Here is a 22,239-nt window from a genome sequence, read left to right on the forward strand (position 1 = left end):
TGTTTTCAACGATCAGATTGCACTTCATGCTTACATGATTCATGAACCCTATGGCGTTTATACTTGGCAATCAGACAAAGCATGGATTCACAGCCATTTTTCCACAGCATTTTTTCGCAATGTCTGCGAACCCCACTCACACTCATGCCCAACTGTATTGCAATTTGCTGATATGTAAAACTGTGCATGAACAACTCCAATACCTGCTTTCCGCGAGGCGATAGTTTGATTTTACTTGGAGGCGTGACCGTTGTGGTGGAGCTTGCCTCGATCTTGATCAGCAATTCACGGGTTGTTCGCACTGCAAAAGCACTCCTGAGATTAACGAGATGCCAGCGCACTGTCCCATAGGAGATTGATAACATCTTCGCAAGTTCTTTTAGGTCGTATCCCGTGGGCAAGTAGCCCTACAATTTGCCGCTCCGTCTGAGTCAAATTTCGCACTTTCTTCTCCATGCTATAGTGTCTATAAAAAAGTACATCTTTACAGGCAGTAGCATGGTGAGAACGCTCAAAACAGTGGCCTTTTGATAGGGGCTGAAAAAAAATAATCCGACGACGATGGAAATAGCCTGATTATATTTCTTTTAAATACAGCATGTTGTGAGTGTGCGTTTGTGACTCCAAAAGCCTTTTCCGCTTAATCCCTTGCTCGCCAATCCTTGCCTATCCGGGCTTGTGCGTTTGACAGCCCGGCATTGCTAAAATAGACTGAAAAAGTCGAATGTTAAAACTGACTGCAATACCCACATATCCACTCTCAGGCGCGGCAACCCGTGCCCAAGAGGAGCCTCCCCAATGTCTGAAATGAAAGATCGCTGGTTGTCTGTAGGTGAAATTGGCGAATACCTGGGCGTCAGCAGCGACACTGTTTACCGCTGGATCAGCACACGCTCAATGCCTGCCCACCGCATGGGCCGTTTTTGGAAGTTCAAAAAAGACGAGGTTGATGCGTGGGTAAAGGCTGGAGGGGCGAATGAACACGATTCAAAAGGCTCAAAGCAATGAAAATAATCGACAATATCAATTCATTGCTTGGCGATGACATTAAAAATTCATTGCATAAGAAGAGCAAGCTCAAAATTGCTGCTTCGTGCTTTTCGATATACGCATACGAATCTCTTAAGACTGAGCTTGCAAAAATTGATTCATTGCAGTTTATATTTACATCACCAGCCTTTATTGCTGACGAAGTTACTGACAAGATACGCAAGGAACGTCGAGAGTTTTTTATCCCCAAAAAAGAACGAGAAAAGAGCCTGTACGGCTCAGAATTTGAGATACAGCTCAGGAACAAATTGACGCAACGAGCCATAGCAAGAGAGTGCGCCGAGTGGATGCGCAGAAAAGCTATTTTTCGCTCTAATAGAACCAAAGCGCCAATGCAGCAGTTTGCCTGTATTCATCAAGAAGAACAGGATATTGCCTATATGCCACTGCACGGTTTTACAGCAGTGGATATTGGCTATCAAAAGGGTGATGCCGTTTCAAATATCGTAAATAGGTTTGATGAACCTTCATTTACAGGAACATATCTTCAGCTATTTGAGCAAATCTGGAATGATCCCGACAAGCTCGAAGATGTAACTGCTATTATCTGCGACCACATTGAGTCAGTCTATCAGGAAAATTCCCCAGAGCGAGTTTATTTTCTTATTCTCTACAATATATTCAGTGAATTTCTTAGCGATATTGATGAAGACGTTCTGCCAAACGACAGAACTGGATACCAAAATACGCTTGTCTGGCAGAAGCTTTTCAACTACCAAAAAGACGCTGCGGTAGGTATCATCAATAAATTGGAAACATACAATGGGTGTATTCTGGCAGACAGTGTTGGACTTGGCAAAACATTTACCGCTCTGGCGGTCATAAAATACTATGAATTACGCAATCGCTCTGTTCTTGTCCTTTGTCCCAAGAAACTCTCTGACAATTGGTTGAACTACAACAGTAACCTTAACACAAACATTTTTGCAAAAGATCGCTTTAATTACGATGTTCTTTGCCACACTGACCTTTCAAGAACATCAGGTGAATCTTTTGGCATTCCACTCAACCGCATAAACTGGGGTAATTACGACCTTGTTGTTATTGATGAGTCGCACAACTTCAGGAATAATGAGGCATTTAAAGACAGAGAAACCAGATATCAAAAATTGATGAACAAGGTCATCAAGAACGGCGTAAAAACAAAAGTGCTTATGCTCTCTGCTACGCCGGTCAACAATCGTTTCAGCGACTTACGCAACCAATTGGCTTTGGCCTATGAAGGCGATTCTGAAAACCTCAGCAACAAGCTGCGCAGTCAGCGAAGCGTTGAAGAGGTCTTTCGACGCGCCCAGGTTGCCTTCAATCAATGGGCAAAGCTCCCCCCGGAAGAGCGCACGGCAAAGGCCATTCTGGATACACTTGATTTTGATTTCTTCGAGCTGCTCGACTGCGTTACCATCGCCCGCTCGCGCAAACACATTCAGGCTTTTTACGACACCAAGGACATTGGCCCTTTTCCAGAGCGACTCAAGCCCCTGTCCTTCCGCTGCCCTTTGACGGCACGGGCTGATGTTCCCGATTTTAACGGTATTTTTGCGGAGTTATCGCAGCTCAAGCTCTCTGTTTATGCGCCCATAAGCTACATTCTGCCCAGCCGCCTGAAAAAGTACGAGGAACGGTACGACACGCAGGTGGAAGGCGGAAAAAGCAAATTCCGCCAAGCCGACCGGGAGCGCAGCCTTCAAGCCCTGATGACCACCAATCTCCTGAAGCGCCTCGAAAGCTCTGTGGAGGCATTCAGACTGACGCTCAGTGGCCTGCACGAAAACCATGTTCAGATGCTTTCGCGCATTCAGACCTTTAAGCAATCGGGGAGTGGAATCGTCACTGACTGGAGCGATCGGCTGGAAATGCTGGATGCCGACGACGATGACATCCCCGTATTTTCTGGGAACGCTATCGGTGGCAAGGTTAAAATACACCTTGCCGATATGGATTTGCCTTCATGGGAAGCCGATTTATCCGCCGACCTTGCCGTCATCACCGGCTTGCTGACTTCCATGAACAAAGTTGCTCCTGAAGACGATGCCAAGCTGCAACACATCCAGGAGCTGATCCAGAAGAAAATTGCAGCGCCCCTCAATGCCGACAACAAGAAGGTGCTCATTTTTACAGCTTTTGCCGACACTGCCAACTACCTGTACGACAACCTTGCCCCACTCTTCAGGGCAAGGGGGCTGCACACCGGCAAGGTCACAGGCAAGGACGCGCCCAAGTCTACCCTGAAGAAAAGCTATGATTTCCAGGCTATTCTCACGCTTTTTTCACCTGTCAGCAAAGAAAAGGCACTGGCGCTGCCTGATGAACCTCATGAGATTGATTTGCTTATCGGGACGGACTGTATTTCTGAAGGGCAAAACCTTCAGGACTGCGACTACCTGATCAATTACGACATCCACTGGAACCCCGTGCGCATTATCCAGCGTTTTGGGCGCATCGACCGCATAGGCTCCCGCAACACCCATATTCAGCTTGTTAATTATTGGCCGGACATCTCCCTTGACGAATACATAAACCTCAAGGAGCGGGTGGAAACCCGCATGATGATTGCAGACGTGACGGCCACCGGCGATGACAACATGCTCACCGCGCAAAGCAGCGAAGTGAGTTACCGCAAAGAGCAACTCCGCCGCCTTCAGGATGAGGTCATTGAGCTGGAAGACCTGAAAACAGGCGTTTCCATAACCGACCTGGGGCTGAACGATTTTCGCATGGATCTTCTGGGTTACGTCAAAGCGCACGGCGATATGGAGCTTGCCCCCAAGGGGATGCACGCCGTTGTTCCGGCACAACCGGCTTTGGGCCTCAAGCCCGGTGCCATTTTTGCTCTGCGTAATCGTAATGACGGTGCCACCGTTCATCAGCACAATCGTCTTCACCCCTACTACCTTGTGTATGTTGCCAAGGATGGGGAGGTTGTCGCCTACCACACGGAAGTAAAAAGGCTGCTCGATCTTGTACGCACCTCCTGCAAGGGGCAGAGCGAACCCATTGCCGAAGTCTGCCGCCTGTTTAATCAACAGACCAAGGAAGGCAGAGACATGAAAGCGTATTCCACGCTGCTGAGTGCGGCTGTCCGCTCCATGATCGAGGTGAAAGAGGAAAAGGACATTGACAGCCTGTTCACCGGCGGCAAAACCACAGCCCTGACCAATACTATTTCGGGGCTTGATGACTTTGAGCTTATTGCCTTCTTGGTCGTGCAGGAGGCGCAGTGACAACGCTCTTTGCCTATCCTTCCAACGCCGCATTTGGTCGGGTGCTGCCCAAGAGTAAAATCTATGAGCGCACCCAGCCCACTAATGCTGTGAAAGAACTGTTTGTCCGCCAGGTTGAGCAGATTGTCTGGCAATATAAACTGGCCCCCGAAACCATCAATGTGCAAGGTACAGCCGCTGTTCCAGAAATCCAGATATTCCATATCACCCTCAAAACTGGTGAGCTGAAGCAGGAAGTGCTGTGCTGCATCGACCAGGCCATTCCCTTTCCGCTTATTTTTGAGCTGTACCATGAGGGCAAGGTCAAGACCATTGCCGCCTATAAACGCCCCAACGAGGCAGACGCCGCCAAAAGTGTCATCAGCCCCTATTTTGCCACTGACTGGCTGCCAGAGGATACGCCGCGTCAGCCACTGCCAGTGGTGTTTGACCTTGAGGCGCTCTACGCGCAGCTTTTGACACCGCTGCTGCCCTATCCGCCACGTCAGGGAGAGAGTTTGCCGGAGCAGGTTGACCGCATGGCAGAGATTGAGCAGGTGCAGCGCGAACTGGAGCGATGCGAGGCACTGCTTGCCAAGGAAAAGCAGTTTAATCGTAAGGTGGAGATTAATCAAAATATCAAATTGATAACAGGTCAAATTCTTGCCCTTACCCATGCAACTCCATACAATGCAGGCATGTTGAAAGCATGTATGCGAAGGACATAGCATATGGGTTTTATCAATAATTATAGTCCACTACGGTATCCCGGCGGCAAGGCTGCTGCTGCGGAATTCTTTATAGAAGTCTTGTCTGCAAATAATATTGGACAAGAAGGTGTTTATTGTGAACCTTTTGCAGGTGGTGCAGGAGTTGCGCTAACACTACTTCTTACAGAAAGAGTTGAACGCATAATAATAAATGATTTTGACCCTTGCATAGCAGCTTTTTGGATGTCTCTCCTAGATCAAACCGATAATTTTATAAAAAAAATATATGACTGTAAAATAACAATTGAATCGTGGAAAGAGCATAGGGCTGTTTACGATAATGCCACTATATCGGATTTATCTTCGAAAGAAATGTGCCTTGCCCTTGGTTTCTCGACATTCTTCCTCAATCGCACGAATCGGGCAGGAGTTCTGCCAAAAGCCGGGCCGATTGGTGGCAGAAAGCAAGACGGCGCTTACCGCCTGGACGCAAGGTTTAAAAAAGATGTGCTCATAGAACGCATTAATAAAATTGCCTTAGTAAAAGATAAAATTACTTTTACCTCTGAAGATGCATTGGAATTTATTAAAAATATTGAAAATTGCACATTGAATCGAGATAGAGTTTTTTTATATCTTGATCCTCCATACTACCACAGAGGTAAAGATTTATATCTAAACTTTTACACTCACAACGATCATTTACGACTTGCAGAGTATATGAAAAATTTTAAGCATTGCAGGTGGATGATGACGTACGACAATTGTGAAGAGATAAAAAATATTTATGATGATGAGTTTGTTTCGCTTCATGAGTTTTCATTGCAATACAGTATGCAGCACGTGAGAAAGGCCAAGGAAATTTTGATTGTACCTCAAATTACAGTTACACAAATGAGGTCGGACAATGCCAAGACATACTAGACAAACAGCGCCAAAAACACGAGTAGAAAAATTAGCCATAGAAAAATTTCGGGCTTTTTCTCCAGGTTCAAGTTTGTCTGTGGGAGAAAAAATTACCCTGATTGCCGGGCAAAATGGAACAGCAAAATCAACGATTCTTGGAATGCTATCGCAGCCTCTCGGTTTTCCAAACCGGTCTAAGGGAGATTCTCAATATACAACGGCCTATCATGGCATAGATTTATTGACTTTAAAAACTATCACAGGTGAATATTTTAAGGCGGAGTATTCGGAAATTTTTAGAATGTCCGCAGAATTTGACCCGCCACAGGAGCATAGGTACACAGTATTTCTTACAGGAGACACTGTCATTCCTGCATCGCGGGTTGCGACACAAGGACTCGTTGTAACGTCGGAAGCCAGAAAAGACCAAAAAAAGAATCATTTAAGGTTTGTAACCAACTCTGACTCGCGTGCCCCTGGAGAGGGAAACTTTCCACATCCGGTGATTTTTCTTGGACTTGAACGGTTACGCCCACTCGCCACCTGTGAAAAAATTTCAACAGCTCAATGCGCGTTAGGCAGCGAGGACAAGGCCTACTGGGAAAAAAGCTATAAACAAATTCTCTATACTCCACCCGGCGAGCAAGTGGTTTCGGAAGAAATTAATACAGGCAATGCAAAAGGTATCTACCAATCGGTTAGAACAGCTGCTTATGACAGTTTAGGAGCTTCAGCCGGACAAGATAATGTTGGCCAAATTTTAACCGCAATTATTTCCTTCCGAGCATTAAAACGCCAGCTTGGCGATAAATACCAGGGCGGTTTGTTGCTGGTTGACGAACTTGACGCATCGCTGCACCCAACCTCACAAGAAATCTTGTTTCGTATTTTGTTTGAAGCGTGCAACGACCTATCTTTACAGGTTGTGGCAACAACACACTCTCTCGCCCTACTAAAATTTGCCGACGAGTTTACACCACAGTGCTCTAAGCTGGCTTATTTGCGAAAGCGTGGTGGAAAAATTCATATCCATGAAGGGGTAGATTTTAGTTTTGTTGAAAGGGATCTTGCTCTCATCAGAAAACCTACTCCAAAAGCAGCACGGCCAATTAAAACAACTGTTCTTTTTGAAGATAGTGTGGGGAGTGAATTTTTTAAGCAAGTTACGGGAAATATTTTCTCTAAATATGTAACAATTCACATAACTTCAAAAAATAATAGAGAAATGTCTCTGCCAGATAATGTGTTGTCTCGATTAGCAAAAAGCAAAATTCCTGAGTTCAGAAAAATTGTATATGTACTCGATCCCGATGCACATAACATGGCAAGCTCTGTAACTGATCCTATCATAGCGCTCCCTGGCGGGTCTGCTATAGAGCGTGTACTTTTCCAATTTCTTGCAAGCCTGCCGGATGATGATTCAGCGTGGGAAAATGACCTAGCTTGCTCTCAGCAAGAGTGCTTTACTAATTTTAATCACTTGAATCCATCTTCTGATCAAACCGAAGAATTCAAAAAATGGATGCGCATGTGCAGACGATACACTTACTTTGGCACCAAAGACAGGGATGTCTACCAGCTTTGGGTAAAACGCAATAAAGAAGCTGCTAAAGCCTTTTGCTTGAAGCTTTTAGAAAAGCTGAAGATGGTTAAAAATGAGAGCGTGATTGATGCGTGTGATATGATTACGCTTGATATAGAGCAAAAATTTCTATCCACGCCTAATTCCGCAAATTGAGGTTCTATATGCAAAAGCTCAAAATGCACTCTCCCAATCTGACCCAGGAAAACGTGGCCCGCATTCGCGAGCTTTTCCCCAATTGCGTGACCGAGGCCAGAGATGAAGACGGCAAGGTAAAGCTCGCGGTGGATTTTGACTTGCTGCGGCAAGAGTTGTCCGAATCCATCGTTGAGGGGCCGCAAGAGCGATACCGTCTTGACTGGCCGGGCAAGCGTGAAGCCCTGCTCACTGCCAATGCGCCCATTGCCAAAACGCTGCGCCCTTGCCGGGAAGAGAGTGTGGACTTTGACACCACCAAAAATCTGTATATTGAGGGCGACAACCTTGATGCCTTAAAGCTCCTTCAGGAGACGTATCTTGGCAAGGTCAAGATGATCTACATTGACCCGCCGTACAACACGGGCAAAGACTTCATCTATGAAGACGACTTTGCAGAGAACACTGATGAGTTCTTGTACCGCTCCAACCAGAAAGACGAGGAAGGAAACTGGCTAGTTGCCAATACAGAAAGCAATGGGCGTTTTCACTCCGACTGGCTGAGCATGATGTATCCGCGTTTGAAGCTGGCAAGAAATTTATTGCGTGATGATGGAATCATTTTTATTAGCATTGACGACAATGAAATGTCTAATCTCACAAAGATGTGTGATGAGATTTTCGGAGGTGAAAATGCCTTATCCTGTTACACAATTAAAGTGCGGTATGAGGGCAAGACCCTTGTCGAAGACATGCTTTTCCAAAAGGTAGTAGAAAATATTTTAGTTTACACAAAGTCTAAAGAATGCATTAGTATAGTTCAGGAAGTCGAAGACTATAACTATGACAAATTTATTTGGGATGTTTTAGAAAAAAATCCACCCACTCTTACTGAGTTGGGAGGGAAAAAAGTAGAAATATTTAATCCAGGCGACTTTGAAATAATAAATAAAGATGCTGACAGGGGATTACTTAAGGAAATTTGGGCTACTGGATCGATTTTAGATGGAAACTCTTCCGGCAGATTTTTTCGAGATCACTTAGCAGGCCGTTACAGGACAGATGGGTTGGGTGTTTTGTATAAGGTATATGGGATTGGGGATGATGAGCGACCGTATAGGTACTTTACAGGGCCACAAAGAGAAGGTGCAACAAAGGGGAAATATTTCCAGGGTGTGCCAGTTGATAAATTAAACTCGCCAGATGAAGCCAAAAAGAAAAAAACAATTGTTACTTTTTTAGATCTGGCAGCCGATTTTGGAAATTGTCGGCACGAAGGAGATGTGGATTTTAGGAGCGGGAAGAAGCCAACAATATTGCTCCGAAAGCTCGCTGCTATTGTTCCATGGGATCAGGGAGACATCATCCTCGACTTCTTCTCCGGCTCCGCCACCACCGCCCATGCCGTCATGCAGCTCAACGCTGAAGACAGCGGCAATCGCCAATTCATCATGGTGCAGTTGCCAGAGCCGTGCGACGAAAAATCCGAAGCCTACAAGGCGGGCTACAAAACCATTGCGGAAATAGGCAAAGAGCGCATCCGCCGGGCCGGAGCCAAGATCAAGGCGGAACTTGACGCGCAGAACAGCCAAAATGCCCAGGGCAGCCTGCTGGACGCCAATGCACGGCGCAGCGCTCCTCTGGACATCGGCTTCCGCGTCCTCAAGGTTGACTCATCCAACATGGCCGATGTGTATTACACGCCGGACACACTGAACCAGTCCATGCTGGACATGATGACCGACAACATCAAGCTTGGCCGCAAACCGGAAGACTTGCTCTTCCAGGTGCTGCTGGACTGGGGCGTGGATTTGACCCTGCCCATTCGCAAGGAAACCATTCTGGGTAAGACCGTCTTTTTCGTGGACGAAAACGCCCTTGTGGCCTGCTTTGATACCGGCCTTACCGAGGAGCTTGTCAAAGAACTCGCCCGCGCAAAACCTTTGCGCGTAGTATTCCGCGACAACGGATTTTCTTCTGATGCCGTCAAAATCAACGCCACACAAATTTTCAGGCAACTGTCTCCTGGCACAGAGGTCAAAGCCATATGAATGACAAGGTGCCTATGATTCCTTGCGAGAATATGGGGGAATTGCTTTTCTTCCAGACCGATGGGCAAGGCCCCAAACTTGAAGTGCGCCTGCATAATGAAAGCGTATGGCTCTCCCTCTCCCAACTGGCAGAGCTGCTTCAGGTTGATAAGTCGGGCATTTCCCGTCACCTCAAGAATATATTTTCCAGCGGGGAATTGCAGCGCGATTCAGTTGTTGCAGTTTTTGCAACAACTGCCGCTGACGGCAAAACCTATCAGGTAGAGTATTTCAACCTTGATGCCATTATTTCCGTGGGATACCGCGTAAATAGCCTGCGAGGAACCCAGTTCCGCATGTGGGCCACGGAGCGCCTGAAAGAATATATCGTCAAGGGCTTCACGATGGATGATGCTCGCTTGAAAGAAGCTGGCAACAGCCGCTACTTTGAAGAGCTTCTTGCCCGCATTCGGGATATACGCAGTTCTGAAAAAATATTTTGGCGTAAAATTTTAGATATTTATGCAACAAGCGTGGACTATAACCCACAAGCCCCTGAATCACAGCTATTTTTCAAACAGGTACAGAATAAAATGCACTGGGCAGCGCACGGCCACACTGCTGCCGAGCTCATCTACGCCAGGGTGGATGCCACGAAACCCAACATGGGGATAACCAACTATCCGGGCAACACTTTACTTCTGCGTGATGTGGAAATTGCCAAGAACTACCTAACGGAAGAAGAGCTGAACATTCTCAACCGCATTGTCTCCGCCTACCTTGAAGTGGCGGAAATACAGGCTTTGAACCACATTCCCATGACCATGCGAGACTGGATGGAACGCCTGCACCAATTCCTGACCATGACAGGTCGGGAAGTCTTGGCTCATGCCGGGCAAATCAGCCACGAAGCAGCTATGCACAAAGCTCACGCAGAATACGATAAGTTTTGCGCCGTCAGAGCACAGTTGCCCACAGCCGTCGAGCAGCATTTTGTCGAAGCCGAAAAGCGCGTTCTGCAAAATATTCCAAGTCGGGACAGGAACAAGTCATGAAACTGAAGTTTAAGGTTCAGCCCTACCAGACCACGGCTGTGGAATCTGTGATTGATTGTTTTGCCGGGCAGGTGAACAGCGCCGGTGTAACGTACCGCGTTGACCCAGGTCGGGGAAAACAAATAGCACCCGGCCAGTATGTGGATACCCTTTCCGAATCCCTTGGCTTCAGGAATGCCCCTTGCCATTTAAGCGATGCGCAGGTGCTGGCCAACATTCAGGCCGTGCAGCGCCGCCAAAACTTGCCCCTGTCTTCCGCCCTGGTGCCCAGTGCCGGGTGCAACATCAATCTTGATGTTGAAATGGAAACAGGCACAGGCAAAACCTATTGCTACATCAAAACAATTTTTGAACTGCACAAGCTCTACGGCTGGAGCAAATTCATCATTGTTGTCCCCAGCATTGCCATTCGTGAAGGTGTGCTGAAGTCACTGGCCATCACTGCGGAGCACTTTACCGAAAGCTATGGCAAGAAAATTCGCTTTTTTGCCTACAACTCTCGGCAACTCCACCATTTGGAGAGCTTTTCTTCTGATGCGGGCATCAACGTCATGATCATCAACATTCAGGCATTCAATGCCACAGGCAAGGATAACCGCCGCATTTACGATGAGTTGGACGATTTCCAATCGCGCAAGCCCATTGACGTGATCAGCAGCAATCACCCCATCCTGATTCTGGATGAACCACAAAAGATGGAAGGCAAGAAAACGCTGGAGGCCTTGAGTAAATTCAAGCCTCTGATGATTTTACGTTACTCCGCCACCCACCGCACCACGCACAACAAAATTCATCGGCTGGATGCGCTGGACGCCTATAACCTGAAGCTGGTGAAAAAAATTGCCGTGCGCGGCATCGCGGTTAAAGGCCTGGCTGGCACCAATGCCTATCTGTATCTGGAATCCATTGAAATTTCCAAGAAGGCTCCTGTGGCCCGCATTGAAATGGAAGTACGCCAAGGAGGCGGCATAAAGCGCATCGTCAAGCGTCTGGAGCGCGGCCGCGATCTGTTTGCGGAATCCAACGAACTGGATCAGTACAAGGGCTTTGTGATTGCCCAAATCGACGCCACCACCGACACAGTGGAGTTCACCAATGGCCAGGTTTTGACGGCTGGTGACGCCACCGGCGATATTACCGAAATGACCATGCGGCGTATCCAGATCAGAGAAGCCATCAAGGCCCATTTGGATAAAGAGCAGGCTCTTTTTACGCAGGGCGTCAAAGTGCTTTCTCTCTTCTTTATCGACGAGGTTGCCAAGTATCGGGATTACAGCCAGCCGGATGAAAAAGGCGAGTACGCCAGAATTTTCGAAGAAGAGTACGAAAACCTGAAAGCTGAAATGTTGGCAGCGCTGCCCGCTAATACCAATGCTTACGGCCAGTTTTTGCAGGCTATTCCTGTGGAGCGCACCCATAACGGGTATTTCTCCATCGACAAAAAGAGCAGACGCCTCGTTGACCCCAGCATCGTCAAGCGCGGTGAAGAGGCGGGCCTTTCTGATGACGTGGACGCCTATGACTTGATTCTGAAGGACAAGGAATCCCTTCTGTCTTTTCCCACCGCCGGTGACGATGCGGAAAGCCGCAAAAAGAAAGAAGTCCGTTTCATTTTTTCTCACTCCGCTTTGCGCGAAGGCTGGGATAACCCCAACGTGTTTGTGATGTGTATGCTCAAACACAGCGACAACACCATATCTCGCCGCCAGGAAGTGGGCAGAGGCTTGCGCATCAGCGTCAACCTGCACGGGGATCGCATGGATAACCCGGCAACCGTCCATGACGTGAATGTGCTGACGGTTGTTGCCAGCGAGAGCTACAAGGACTTTGTGAGCAACTTGCAGCAGGAAATCAGCGCGTCGCTCTCCGAAAGGCCACGAAAGGCCGACGAGGCGTACTTCACAGGCAGAATCATCACAACAGAAAGTGGCCCCGTGGAGATTACCCCGACGATGGCCAAGCAAATTTACAAGTATCTGCTCAAAAATGACTATACCGATGACGCAGATCACGTTGCCACCGCCTACCACGAGGCAAAAGCGACCGGCACCCTGGCTCCTCTGCCGCCAGAGCTTACACCTCACGCTGCACACATTTTTGGCCTGATTGATAGCGTGTTCAGCGAGTCTGGCTTGCCAACATTTGATGACGAGCGCCGTACTAAGTCAAACCCGCTGAATGCCAATTTTGATAAGAAAGAATTCAAGGCACTCTGGAATCGTATCAACAAAAAGGCCGTTTATCGTGTTGCGTTTGATTCCGCAGAACTTGTTCAAAACAGTATCAGCACGCTGAACAAGGAGTTGCACGTAACACCTTTGCAATACACCATTCAAAGTGGTGTGCAAGGTGAGCAGCTTACCGATGACCAGCTCAAAAATGGTGACGCCTTCACGTTGATCAGCTCAACAACAGAGGCCCACACCATGTCGGTTCACTCCGCTGTGAGCTATGACCTGATTGGCAAAGTTGCTGAGAATACGCACCTGACACGGAAAACCATCACAGAAATTTTGCGTGGCGTCAGGCCAGATGTTTTTGACCAGTTCAAGCAAAACCCGGAGCATTTTATTGCCGAGGCTTCACGACTAATCAACGAACAAAAAGCCACCATGATTATTGAACGACTGAGCTATGACAGCCTTGCCGAAAGCTATGACATGGACATTTTCACGGCGAGTCAAAGCAAGCAGGATTTCAGCAAGGCAGGAGAAAAGCTCAAGAACCACATTTATGACTACGCAATCACAGATTCCAAGGTCGAGAGAGCGTTTGTCAAAGAGCTGGACACCAGTGCCGAAGTGGTCGTGTACGCAAAACTTCCGCGAGGCTTTCTGATTCCCACACCCGTGGGCGACTATAACCCCGACTGGGCCATTTCCTTCAAAGAGGGTTCCGTCAAACATATCTACTTCGTTGCCGAGACCAAAGGCTCCATGTCCAGTATGGAGCTACGCGCTATTGAAAAAACAAAGATCAAGTGTGCCCAGAAGTTTTTTGCAGAAGTGAACCGCAAAATTAACCCTGAGCATGTGCAGTATTCTGTTGTGGATAGCTATGGAAAGCTGATGGAAATTGTTACGCAATAATGCAAATTTTTTGAGGGAATTCCATGAGCAGAGACGTTAACATTGAAGCAATTTGTGTTGGGGATCCAGATTTTAAATATCAAGAATTTGTTACCATATTGAATACTTCTCAAAAAAGTATCAACCTTTCTGGATGGAAGATTGTATGGAAAGAGGTACCTTCTGGGCGAGAGTTGCATTCACATGTTTTCGATTTTCCAAGTAAAGGCTCATTTGATCCACAAGAGAAATTGTTTCTTGCCAGTGGGACAGGAAAATACAGATTTCGCAATCCTGGCGAAGACCCAAAATGTCCAATAGCTCACTGGGTATTTTTTACTGGAACACCAAAGCACATTTGTTCTGTGCCTCATCTAAAAGTCACTTTATATGATTCAAACGGGAATGAGATAGACCATAGGTACTCACATCAGAAGCGGGAAGAGCCAAGCGTGCGCCCCGCCATTGCAATCGGTCATGGAAATGATCCTGCATGGCGCACTATTAAAGATTACTTACACGATCTACATGATTTTTCCGTTGATGCCTTCGAGATGGAACCACACGCTAGTGAAGTTGTTCCAGATATTATTGAAAAAATTGGTTGCAATTCCAACATGGCAATTCTTGTTCTTTCTGGAGAAGATAAAACGGATGCAGGAACTTACCGAGCACGGCAGAATGTCATTCATGAATTAGGTAAATTTCAAGAAAAATTTGGATATAAAAAAACAATTATATTGGTAGAAAGGGGTGTCGAAGTGCCGTCGAACGCTTCTGGGCTTATTCGTATTGACTATGAGCACGGAAATATAGGCTCAACCATTGGTGGCATTATGGCGGCTATCCGAAGAGAGTTCAAATTATGGTAATTCCAGCGAAATAATTTAGTGAAATTGCAGCCACGCTCCTAAACTTATTATGGAGAAAAACGATGCTTGCAACGAAACAATGGAAGGATGAAATTCTTCTCCGGCTTAGCTCTCTTGTAACCGATAGTGGAAAAATTTCGCTCACCCTCGCGCAAGAGATTATTGAAGGCTGTGCATGGTGGGAAGGCCATCCTTCTGGGCCTGTCAGGGCACGTGGCCATGCCAAAAATATTCAAGGTCAAAATGGTTCATGGAGCCTTGAGTTTGGTGCTAATTCTTTTCTTATTTCTACTGCGGTTTTGCGTAGTTGCAATCGAATTAGAGCATGGCTATCCAAGCAGAACGGCGAAATTTTTCCCACAGATTGGGCAGAATTACATTCAAGCATTGCCAGCGCATTGAGGGGCTCTGTTTCAAATCACAGTGGAGACGAGTATGATTATTACTCCGCTGGGACCGAAGACAAAATTATCTTCGGTGTTCAAGCCATCTCAATTAATGGCTTTGTATTAGTATTGGGAAGCAAACTTAAGCTTCCAGAAATGTATACCTTTAAGCACCCCCCTATTCGGCGTTCACAAACTCCTGCTCCTGCAAATCATAATAGGCATGCTTTAAATTCTTGCCCTTGGTGTAATGCACTAATATCCCTTAAAAATAAGAAAAAACATCTTTCGCGTTGCCCCAAAAAGCCACAAAGTAAAACTACACAGCCATCAAATTCTTCACATTCTCCTTCTGCCATCAACACACAAGGAACAACTTTGACGGAATTACAAAATTCGCCTGCTTTAGTAAAATGCCCTTGGTGTGCTGCGAATGTATTGCAGAAAAACTTACAAAAACATATGCGCGCGCGGTGTCCAAAAAAACCACAAAACAACAAAAAATAAACTATTCATTATTTCCACTTGTGGTGACATAAATTTTATCCACACTTACGATTGTTGCATTGCTTTTGACAACGCTAATGTAACCCCTTCCTTGCCTAAAATTTCGCGTATTTCTTTTACGGAGTACCCCTTCTTCAAAGCCTCCTGAAAGTCCCCGGCCAGTATCTCCAGAGCTTCCTCGCGGGTTTTACCCGTTTCTTTTGCAGGGAGCTTCTGGAGCTTTTTTTTGACCGCCATAATCTTTTCCATCGGTATTCTGGTCTTCACTGCCATTGATGTTTGCCTCCATTCTTAGAATTTCCCGGCAGCATAGCACAAATATTCAATCCATATCAATACGCCACTCCCTGTTGTGGGTTCTTCGTGGCAGGATGGTAGTTGTCTGACGCCAACTACTATCCTGCCAAAGGGCTTGCGCCCTCTGGACTCCCAAAGGCAGCGCATTCGGCGCAGGCTTCTCACGCGCTAAACCAAAAGACAGGAGAAAAGGCATGGCAAAGCCGGAGCGTAAATTCCATAAGCGGTACACCCTCTGGGTGTCAGAAGGCGAAGCAAAGCAGCTTGAAGAACAAGCCAGCCTGGCCGGGCTTTCGGTTTCCGAATGCCTCCGGCGTCGCGGCTTTGGCGGCAGGCCAGTGGTGGCGCAAACGGACATGACCACAGTCCGTGAATTGCGCCGCATCGGGGGCCTGCTCAAACATCATTTTGAAACACTGCGGCAGGCAGGAGCCAGCCGTGAGCACCTGGAAGGGCAAGAAGAAACCCTGCGGATTTTGGGCCGCGCCATTGAAAAATTGGGGAGCGGTAAACCGTGATCGTCAAGAAGGTGAAGTACACCGACATGGACAAGCCCAAGGTCTGGCAAATTGGCGATCTGGTGGATTATATCCGCTATCCGCACAATACGAATCCGCAGGAAAAAATCGCCCATGCCGGGAGCAGAAACTTTTTTGCCGCCACGCATAATGGCCAGAAAGTGGAGATGATTGCGCTTGCTCAAGAGAGCGTCCACAGCAAAATGCCGGTGAGCCATTGGGTGTTTTCATGGCAGGAGCATGAACAGCCCACCCGCGCCCAGGTCGATGAGCTGGTGGATATTTTTCTGGAGCGCATGGGTCTTGTCGGGCACCAGGCCGTCTATGGCTTGCATTACAACACCGAAAATTATCACGTCCACATTGCGGTCAATCGGATGCACCCTGTGACCGGAAAAGCGGTGCAACCGCACAAGGGGTTCGACAAAGAAGAGGCCCATAAAATCGTCGCTCTGGTGGAACACAAGCAGGGCTGGGCCAGCGAAACAAATTCCCGCTACACGGTGTTGGAAAGCGGCGAACTTGCCCGAAACATACGGCCTAAAAAAGTACAACCCCGGCAGGAAGCAATGGCCGTGGAACACGCCACCGGCGAAAAATCTGCCCAACGAATTGCCCAGGAACGGGGGCATGACATCATCAAAAATGCCACGTCCTGGCCGGAGCTGCATCAGAAATTGGCGGAAAAAGGGCTGCATTTTGAAAAGAAAGGCTCTGGGGCCATAGTCTTTGTGGGCGAAACAGCGGTGAAGGCTTCGTCCATAGACCGTGATTTTGGCATGAGCAAACTGTGCAAAAAACTCGGAGAGTTTGTGCCTGCGGAAGCACCGCCTTCACTTGAAAAAATTCCGCCGGAGCCGGTGAGCGAGGTCAACCTGGAGGAATGGCGGGAGTATCAGAAAGATATTTCTTTGCCCGTTTCGGAGCAGAGCGAGGCAAAAAAACAGCCGCAACTTGAAGCCTTGAAAGCCCGCCACCGCAATGAACGTAAACAGATTTTGAACGGCCTTGGCAAACGCGGGCTGCCCGTGCTCAACGCTGAACGGCACAGTATGAAAGTGCGTCAACGCGGAGAATGGCATCAGCTCCAACGGCAGCTTGGCCGCAAGAAAACTCCGAAAGCAGGCAAGCCTCGCTTTGAAACCTGGCTACGCGGGCGTGGTCTGCACACGCAGGCCGACCTCTGGCGGCACAGGTTCCGTATCCAACCCCAACGCCCGGAGCTTCCCGTGCAACAGCCCTCCACGGCTCCATCCACACCTGCGCATGAACAGTTCCAGCAATATGTTGCCGCTGTAAATGCGGATCGCGTCCGCGTGACCTGTATCCGCATGAGGCCGGACGGCGACAAAAAGGTCTTCATTCTGGACAAGAGGGACGGAGCGTCCCAAGGCTTCACACCAGAGGAGTTGGCCGAGCACCTGCCGGAAATGCTCCGGCTTCAGCAGCGAGGTGAAAACATTTATTACACGCCGCTTTCAGAAGACCGGCATCACATCCTCATCGACGACATGACGCGGGAGAGCCTGGAAAAGCTCTATGCGGACGGCTTCCGGCCCGCTGTGGTGCTGGAAAGCTCGCCGGGCAACTATCAGTGTGTGCTTACCATTCCAAAGCTGCAAAGCCCGCACAACCGGGACGTGGGCAACCGGATCACTGAACGCCTGAATCGGGAATACGGCGACAAAAAGCTCTCCGGCTGCATTCATCCGCACCGAGCACCAGGCTTCGGCAACTTGAAGCCCAAACACCGGCGAGAGGACGGCTCCTTCCCCAAGGTCAAGCTGCTTCAAGCCGAAAAGCGCGAATGCGCCAAGGCTCAGGAACTGGCCAGGCAGATTGAGCGTGAATATGCCGTAGCGGAAGTCCAAAGGCGGCAGACACAGCCCCGCCCCGTGCCCGCACACGCACATCCTGGCGATTCTGCCGCTGCCTACTACGCGCACTATGAGAATATCCGCCAGCACCTTGCCCTGGAGGACTTGTCACGGGTGGATGCCATGATCGCCCTGCGCTTGCGGGCCACTGGCCACAGCCAGCAGACCGTGGCTGAAGCCATGCGCCAATGCGCTCCTACCATCCGAGAGAAAAACGAGGGCCGGAACTGGCAACGCTACGCCGAACGCACGGCTGCCTATGCTTTCAGCGCGGCGGGTGACCTGGCTCTGGCGAAGAATGGGCGGTATATGGAGCATTGGCTGAAGATTGAGGGAGGTGTGGAACGCAAGGCTAAGCAGGATGCCCCAAATCTGAGGATGCGCTGAACTGGCCTAATTAGCGCACAAAAACGGATGTGGTCACGGGGGAAGCAAAGATTTCCTATGGCAATATGGGGGCAAGTATGGTAGCTAATAAGGGTAGTTGTGCTACGGCTCAGTCTTTCTGCTAAAGTGAATACCCCATGAATATCCAGCGTGTTGACGCGCTTCTTGCCTACATCCTTATAGAGGCTCAAAAATCTGATGATTTTGGAGAGCGCTCTCTAGGGCCTATCCATTTTATTAAATATATATATTTGGCAGACTTGGCCTATGCCGAAAACCATAAGGGTGAAACTTTTACTGGCATTCATTGGCGGTTTCACCATTTTGGCCCTTGGGATACGACACTGTGGCAAAGGATTGAACCCAGCTTAACGGCCTCTGGTGCGCAGGCTATCAATTTTCCTTCTGAGTTCGCTGATACCGGGTATACACGCTGGAATATTAACTCCCTTGAGCGTCTTCGAGAAGCTTCGCAGTCCTTAACTATCGATATGCAGGGGTTTATCTCATGGGCGGTAAGAAAATTTGCGAATCACACTTCTGATATTTTACACTTTGTATACAATACACCACCAATGCTGCGTGCTGCTCCGCAAGAATCACTCGATTTTACACCATCTGGTTGGATTTTTGAACCTAACGCTTTCACAAAGAACAAAAAGATTACATTGACTGCTAGACAGGAAAAAAAGATTAAAGAGTGGCAGGCAAGTGCATCAAAAACACTGCAAGCAAAAATAGCAGAGCAAATAGCGAAAAGAAAAAAATGCACTACAACACAGCCAATGGCTGTTTATGATACTGTTTATTTTGAAGGGGTTGCTACGCTTGATGCGGACATAAATGCCCCTTTACCTGAAGGTAAGGTAAGCGTTTCTATCGTAGAGGATGTTTGGAAATCAAAGGCGCGTTATGACCCCTGACTATCCACTGGATTGTGTCCAGCCGCTATGTACCGCTTGGTGGGAAAAACTGGATAAGCCTAAAAGAGCCGCGTGGTGTTTGGCTGAAGCGCATGTTCGTCATGTTGCTGAAACTCCCTATATATTGGAGCCTGTTGGACGCGGCGGTTCCCATGCAGGAGATCATTCCGTTGCTCATTTTACCCTGACAACACTTAATCGTGCTACATCCGCGCCTGAAATCACCAATCTTCCCATTGCGGCTGTTCCGCATTATCCTGGTGAAATCCTCACAGTGGGCAGGGGGAAACGCCGCCCAGTTCTTATTTTGGCTGACCCAGGAACTGCTGTGGAAGAAAGCCTCAGGCAGGGAGCGTCAAGGGCAAAGTTTGCTCCAGTATACTTGGTTGCTCCTTATTATTCTGCCGACTCTGGCGGTATCAGGGAAGGATTTAAACCTGAATTTGTTCGGAGAGTGCGCTCATTGCAGTATACTCAATTTTTTTGGGATAATTTGCCACACGAACGTGGACATCATTCCATTTTACGTCTTGACCATATTCAACCGATAGAGCCAAATGTTTCCAGCCTTAGACCTCTGCCGTGGATTCTCTCAGAAGAAGCGCAAGCTGTTTTGACAGACGCTATACGTCTGCACTTGAGTGGCCTACCCCCTGAGCCTGACAGCATCTGGAATATAGCGAGGCAAGAACTTGCAAAATTTCCTATCGTTACAGAGTAGCACATCCGCTGCAAAGAACTCTTTGTTAAAGTGCTTTGTAATGTGATTTTACATTATTTAGACGCCATCAATGCTTTTGTAAGATGCCACTGTCTGCAAAAATGAGAAATGCTATTAAGTGGCAGCCAGTCCCTTCAATCTTGCGCAGGAGTGCCATAAATATTGTTTTGGCTCTCATGAGCGTGCCAATACAGCCGCTGTGCTCATGCTTTCCTCTCTGGCTTGGGTCAGCTTTGCCACCGCGCTGTATTTTGCGTTGTGGCGTATGAACAGCGCAACCTGAGCGACAACACGAGACACCCCTCCACCGCACCACTCAAGCCTCTTCGGGGAGATTGTCAAGGGCTATGGCCCGCACAGCCCGGCGCACAATCTCCTGCATCAATTCATCCGTTGTGCAGTCGGTGGGAGGACAGCGCACCACTACCGGGGCGTTCCACTCAAGCATGGGCACGGTGCATTCTGATGGCTGCAACATCCGCGCCCCTTGGCCGGTCAGAACCCAAGTGGGATTGATCCACTTCTTGCACAACAGCGTGAGCAGCCAGTCCGCAGGAACAGAGCCGCGCTTTTTTGCATCAGAAATTGACGATTGCCGGACGCCCAAGAAATCCGCGAGTTCGGACTGAGTGCGGCAGTCAGCCGCTTCAAAAACGCGGGAAAGAGCCGAAGAATCGCGCAAAGCGGTTCTTCCATAGGGGGCAGGTACTTCGGTCATGACAAGCTCTCCGGTGTATTGCCAGACTGGCAATCACCGAAAAGCGATTGCCGGGAGCTGAATACCGTCCTAGCGGCGGCGGAGTTATTTCCCCGAAGGGTATTGTATTCCTCGCACTCCCGGCAGACCATACGACAAGAGAATGTCGCCAACCAGCGAGTGCGGGAAAGCGACCCCGTGGATGGCCACGGACCGCTAGGAGTAAAGGTGTATTCAGCACCTGTCTTTTCTATGCCCGATGGCAGCACGAAAAGCAACGGCGTAGAAACCTCATTCAACGGCTAAGCAGGGGAAGGCCCCGAAGGCAATGTTCGGAAATTTCGAAGAGTTCAAGCGGAAGGGCAGCACCAAATGAAGTTTCAGATTGGTACAAACACCATACTCAGCTTGTATGTCTTCACACCAGCTTCTCATTGACATCGTTATTAATTACTGCATATTGTGATTTAACAACTAGCAGTTGGTCTGGTGTTGCTTTTTGGAGCTTATGTACTTTCTCAGCTCAACTCACCGTGACAGCCCATTTTTCTATGATGATTTATGTGGAGGTCATTATGGTAGTAGCTATCTTTTTGATATGCCTGGCTTTTGTAAAGGCGCTTGTGGGGTGTCTGGTGAGGAATCAAGAGCTGGGAGAGGAGATATATGCTTACGGAAGCACACTGTTAAGCCAATGACAGCGCCCGGAGGAGGTTCGATTCCTCCTCCACCCCCCCCCACTATTGAAAAAGGTTGGCACCCCCCATCCTTGCGTACATAAAGATTGGCGTCATGATGTTTTTCCTTGGCAGCGGCCCAAATCTATGCACGCACAGATCAGAGGATACATGATGCATGATTTTCTTGCACAAAAATGGCAACAGCAAACGAAAAACAAGCAGATTATTGGCAACCAAGGATTGCACTTTGTATCATTTGTCCTAGCAAGAAAAGGTTTTAATGTAGCTATTACATCTCGAAATGCAAAAGGCGCCGACATTCTCATATACAATGAAGGTTGTTCTATTGTGAAAACAATACAAATCAAAAGTATTACCATCAAGCAGTATATTAATGTTGGGCAGACAAGCGAAAAGTTTGGGCCTGAGCCTAAGTTGATGTGTGATTATTGGGTATTTGTAAACTTAAGCTATGCTTACCCGCGTTGCTCTGTGTATACAAAAGAAGAACTGCAACCACTTGTCACGGTAGATAACAACCCCGGAAAAGCTGGTAAATGGAGTTGGTGGCTTCCTTCAAATGTATCAGATAACTGCCTGGATGAATGGGATAAAATTCAACTGTAAGCAGCAATATT

At 48.1% G+C, this 22,239-nt stretch carries 18 protein-coding genes; 15 read left to right on the forward strand and 3 right to left on the reverse strand.

Annotated features, from left to right (window positions below):
- Nucleotides 1-5: 5 nt before the first annotated feature.
- Nucleotides 6-365, reverse strand: coding sequence for a helix-turn-helix transcriptional regulator (locus J7I12_RS07830; protein ID WP_498794165.1), 360 nt, complete (start codon nt 363-365; stop codon nt 6-8).
- Nucleotides 366-798: 433 nt separating this feature from the next.
- Here J7I12_RS07830 and J7I12_RS07835 point away from each other — a divergent pair, with 433 nt between their 5' ends.
- The 10 genes from J7I12_RS07835 (at nt 799) to J7I12_RS07880 (ending at nt 15,501) form a co-directional block, all read left to right on the forward strand.
- On the forward strand, nt 799-1,008 hold the full coding sequence (locus J7I12_RS07835; RefSeq protein ID WP_208360828.1) for a helix-turn-helix domain-containing protein: 210 nt from the start codon (nt 799-801) through the stop codon (nt 1,006-1,008).
- Nucleotides 1,005-4,271 carry a helicase-related protein gene (locus J7I12_RS07840; protein WP_208360826.1) on the forward strand — a complete coding sequence of 1,089 codons (3,267 nt, stop codon included), beginning with the start codon at nt 1,005-1,007 and terminating at the stop codon, nt 4,269-4,271. Before J7I12_RS07835 ends, J7I12_RS07840 begins: the two co-directional genes overlap by 4 nt.
- Nucleotides 4,268-4,978 (forward strand): DUF4391 domain-containing protein, encoded by a 711-nt coding sequence (locus tag J7I12_RS07845; protein ID WP_208360824.1) that lies wholly within the window; start codon nt 4,268-4,270, stop codon nt 4,976-4,978. The genes J7I12_RS07840 and J7I12_RS07845 overlap by 4 nt, the downstream gene beginning before the upstream one ends.
- A 3-nt stretch (nt 4,979-4,981) precedes the next feature.
- Nucleotides 4,982-5,884 (forward strand): DNA adenine methylase, encoded by a 903-nt coding sequence (locus J7I12_RS07850; protein ID WP_208360822.1) that lies wholly within the window; start codon nt 4,982-4,984, stop codon nt 5,882-5,884.
- A complete protein-coding gene (locus J7I12_RS07855; protein WP_208360820.1) occupies nt 5,868-7,604 on the forward strand; it encodes an AAA family ATPase in 1,737 nt (578 codons plus the stop codon). Before J7I12_RS07850 ends, J7I12_RS07855 begins: the two co-directional genes overlap by 17 nt.
- Before the next feature lie 8 nt (nt 7,605-7,612).
- On the forward strand, nt 7,613-9,634 hold the full coding sequence (locus J7I12_RS07860) for a site-specific DNA-methyltransferase (protein WP_208360818.1): 2,022 nt from the start codon (nt 7,613-7,615) through the stop codon (nt 9,632-9,634).
- The gene (locus J7I12_RS07865) at nt 9,631-10,668 is read left to right on the forward strand and encodes a virulence RhuM family protein (RefSeq protein ID WP_208360816.1); all 1,038 of its coding nucleotides are present in this window, start codon (nt 9,631-9,633) and stop codon (nt 10,666-10,668) included. The genes J7I12_RS07860 and J7I12_RS07865 overlap by 4 nt, the downstream gene beginning before the upstream one ends.
- Nucleotides 10,665-13,757, forward strand: coding sequence for a type III restriction-modification system endonuclease (locus J7I12_RS07870; protein WP_208360814.1), 3,093 nt, complete (start codon nt 10,665-10,667; stop codon nt 13,755-13,757). The genes J7I12_RS07865 and J7I12_RS07870 overlap by 4 nt, the downstream gene beginning before the upstream one ends.
- A gap of 23 nt (nt 13,758-13,780) precedes the next feature.
- Nucleotides 13,781-14,608 carry a TIR domain-containing protein gene (locus tag J7I12_RS07875; RefSeq protein ID WP_208360812.1) on the forward strand — a complete coding sequence of 276 codons (828 nt, stop codon included), beginning with the start codon at nt 13,781-13,783 and terminating at the stop codon, nt 14,606-14,608.
- A 62-nt stretch (nt 14,609-14,670) separates the two neighbouring features.
- Complete coding sequence (locus J7I12_RS07880; RefSeq protein WP_208360810.1) at nt 14,671-15,501, forward strand: hypothetical protein; 831 nt, start codon at nt 14,671-14,673, stop codon at nt 15,499-15,501.
- Between the two features lie 45 nt (nt 15,502-15,546).
- On the opposite strand, the gene J7I12_RS07885 is transcribed toward J7I12_RS07880, so the two are convergent.
- Entirely contained in the window at nt 15,547-15,774 is a 228-nt protein-coding gene (locus J7I12_RS07885; protein WP_208360808.1) for a hypothetical protein, read from the reverse strand.
- A gap of 218 nt (nt 15,775-15,992) precedes the next feature.
- On the opposite strand from J7I12_RS07885, the gene J7I12_RS07890 reads away from it, so the two are divergent.
- The 4 genes from J7I12_RS07890 to J7I12_RS07905 all read left to right on the forward strand — a co-directional run bounded on the left by J7I12_RS07890 (nt 15,993) and on the right by J7I12_RS07905 (nt 20,224).
- Complete coding sequence (locus J7I12_RS07890; protein WP_208360806.1) at nt 15,993-16,316, forward strand: plasmid mobilization protein; 324 nt, start codon at nt 15,993-15,995, stop codon at nt 16,314-16,316.
- Nucleotides 16,313-18,580, forward strand: coding sequence for a DNA-primase RepB domain-containing protein (locus J7I12_RS07895; RefSeq protein ID WP_208360804.1), 2,268 nt, complete (start codon nt 16,313-16,315; stop codon nt 18,578-18,580). The genes J7I12_RS07890 and J7I12_RS07895 overlap by 4 nt, the downstream gene beginning before the upstream one ends.
- Before the next feature lie 137 nt (nt 18,581-18,717).
- On the forward strand, nt 18,718-19,503 hold the full coding sequence (locus J7I12_RS07900; RefSeq protein ID WP_208360802.1) for a hypothetical protein: 786 nt from the start codon (nt 18,718-18,720) through the stop codon (nt 19,501-19,503).
- Nucleotides 19,493-20,224, forward strand: a complete 732-nt coding sequence (locus J7I12_RS07905) for a hypothetical protein (RefSeq protein ID WP_208360800.1) — start codon at nt 19,493-19,495, stop codon at nt 20,222-20,224. Before J7I12_RS07900 ends, J7I12_RS07905 begins: the two co-directional genes overlap by 11 nt.
- Nucleotides 20,225-20,540: 316 nt before the next feature.
- Here the strand turns inward: J7I12_RS07905 and J7I12_RS07910 are convergent, their stop codons facing one another.
- Nucleotides 20,541-20,942: a helix-turn-helix domain-containing protein gene (locus tag J7I12_RS07910; protein ID WP_208360799.1), complete on the reverse strand. Its 402-nt coding sequence runs from the start codon at nt 20,940-20,942 to the stop codon at nt 20,541-20,543.
- Between the two features lie 827 nt (nt 20,943-21,769).
- On the opposite strand from J7I12_RS07910, the gene J7I12_RS07915 reads away from it, so the two are divergent.
- Nucleotides 21,770-22,228 (forward strand): hypothetical protein, encoded by a 459-nt coding sequence (locus J7I12_RS07915; RefSeq protein WP_498793516.1) that lies wholly within the window; start codon nt 21,770-21,772, stop codon nt 22,226-22,228.
- Nucleotides 22,229-22,239: the final 11 nt, after the last annotated feature.

The organism is Desulfovibrio diazotrophicus, assembly GCF_902498985.2.
GTDB lineage: Bacteria > Desulfobacterota > Desulfovibrionia > Desulfovibrionales > Desulfovibrionaceae > Desulfovibrio > Desulfovibrio legallii.

What these genes read in the sequence shown, in the direction of transcription:
- J7I12_RS07835 (WP_208360828.1), top strand. Translation starts at nt 799, where the DNA reads ATGTCTGAAATGAAAGATCGCTGGTTGTCTGTAGGTGAAATTGGCGAA.
- J7I12_RS07865 (WP_208360816.1), top strand. Translation starts at nt 9,631, where the DNA reads ATGAATGACAAGGTGCCTATGATTCCTTGCGAGAATATGGGGGAATTG.
- J7I12_RS07840 (WP_208360826.1), top strand. Translation starts at nt 1,005, where the DNA reads ATGAAAATAATCGACAATATCAATTCATTGCTTGGCGATGACATTAAA.
- J7I12_RS07875 (WP_208360812.1), top strand. Translation starts at nt 13,781, where the DNA reads ATGAGCAGAGACGTTAACATTGAAGCAATTTGTGTTGGGGATCCAGAT.
- J7I12_RS07870 (WP_208360814.1), top strand. Translation starts at nt 10,665, where the DNA reads ATGAAACTGAAGTTTAAGGTTCAGCCCTACCAGACCACGGCTGTGGAA.
- J7I12_RS07880 (WP_208360810.1), top strand. Translation starts at nt 14,671, where the DNA reads ATGCTTGCAACGAAACAATGGAAGGATGAAATTCTTCTCCGGCTTAGC.
- J7I12_RS07915 (WP_498793516.1), top strand. Translation starts at nt 21,770, where the DNA reads ATGATGCATGATTTTCTTGCACAAAAATGGCAACAGCAAACGAAAAAC.
- J7I12_RS07900 (WP_208360802.1), top strand. Translation starts at nt 18,718, where the DNA reads ATGAATATCCAGCGTGTTGACGCGCTTCTTGCCTACATCCTTATAGAG.
- J7I12_RS07885 (WP_208360808.1), bottom strand. Translation starts at nt 15,774, where the DNA reads ATGGCAGTGAAGACCAGAATACCGATGGAAAAGATTATGGCGGTCAAA.
- J7I12_RS07850 (WP_208360822.1), top strand. Translation starts at nt 4,982, where the DNA reads ATGGGTTTTATCAATAATTATAGTCCACTACGGTATCCCGGCGGCAAG.
- J7I12_RS07860 (WP_208360818.1), top strand. Translation starts at nt 7,613, where the DNA reads ATGCAAAAGCTCAAAATGCACTCTCCCAATCTGACCCAGGAAAACGTG.
- J7I12_RS07830 (WP_498794165.1), bottom strand. Translation starts at nt 365, where the DNA reads ATGTTATCAATCTCCTATGGGACAGTGCGCTGGCATCTCGTTAATCTC.
- J7I12_RS07855 (WP_208360820.1), top strand. Translation starts at nt 5,868, where the DNA reads ATGCCAAGACATACTAGACAAACAGCGCCAAAAACACGAGTAGAAAAA.
- J7I12_RS07910 (WP_208360799.1), bottom strand. Translation starts at nt 20,942, where the DNA reads ATGACCGAAGTACCTGCCCCCTATGGAAGAACCGCTTTGCGCGATTCT.
- J7I12_RS07890 (WP_208360806.1), top strand. Translation starts at nt 15,993, where the DNA reads ATGGCAAAGCCGGAGCGTAAATTCCATAAGCGGTACACCCTCTGGGTG.
- J7I12_RS07905 (WP_208360800.1), top strand. Translation starts at nt 19,493, where the DNA reads ATGACCCCTGACTATCCACTGGATTGTGTCCAGCCGCTATGTACCGCT.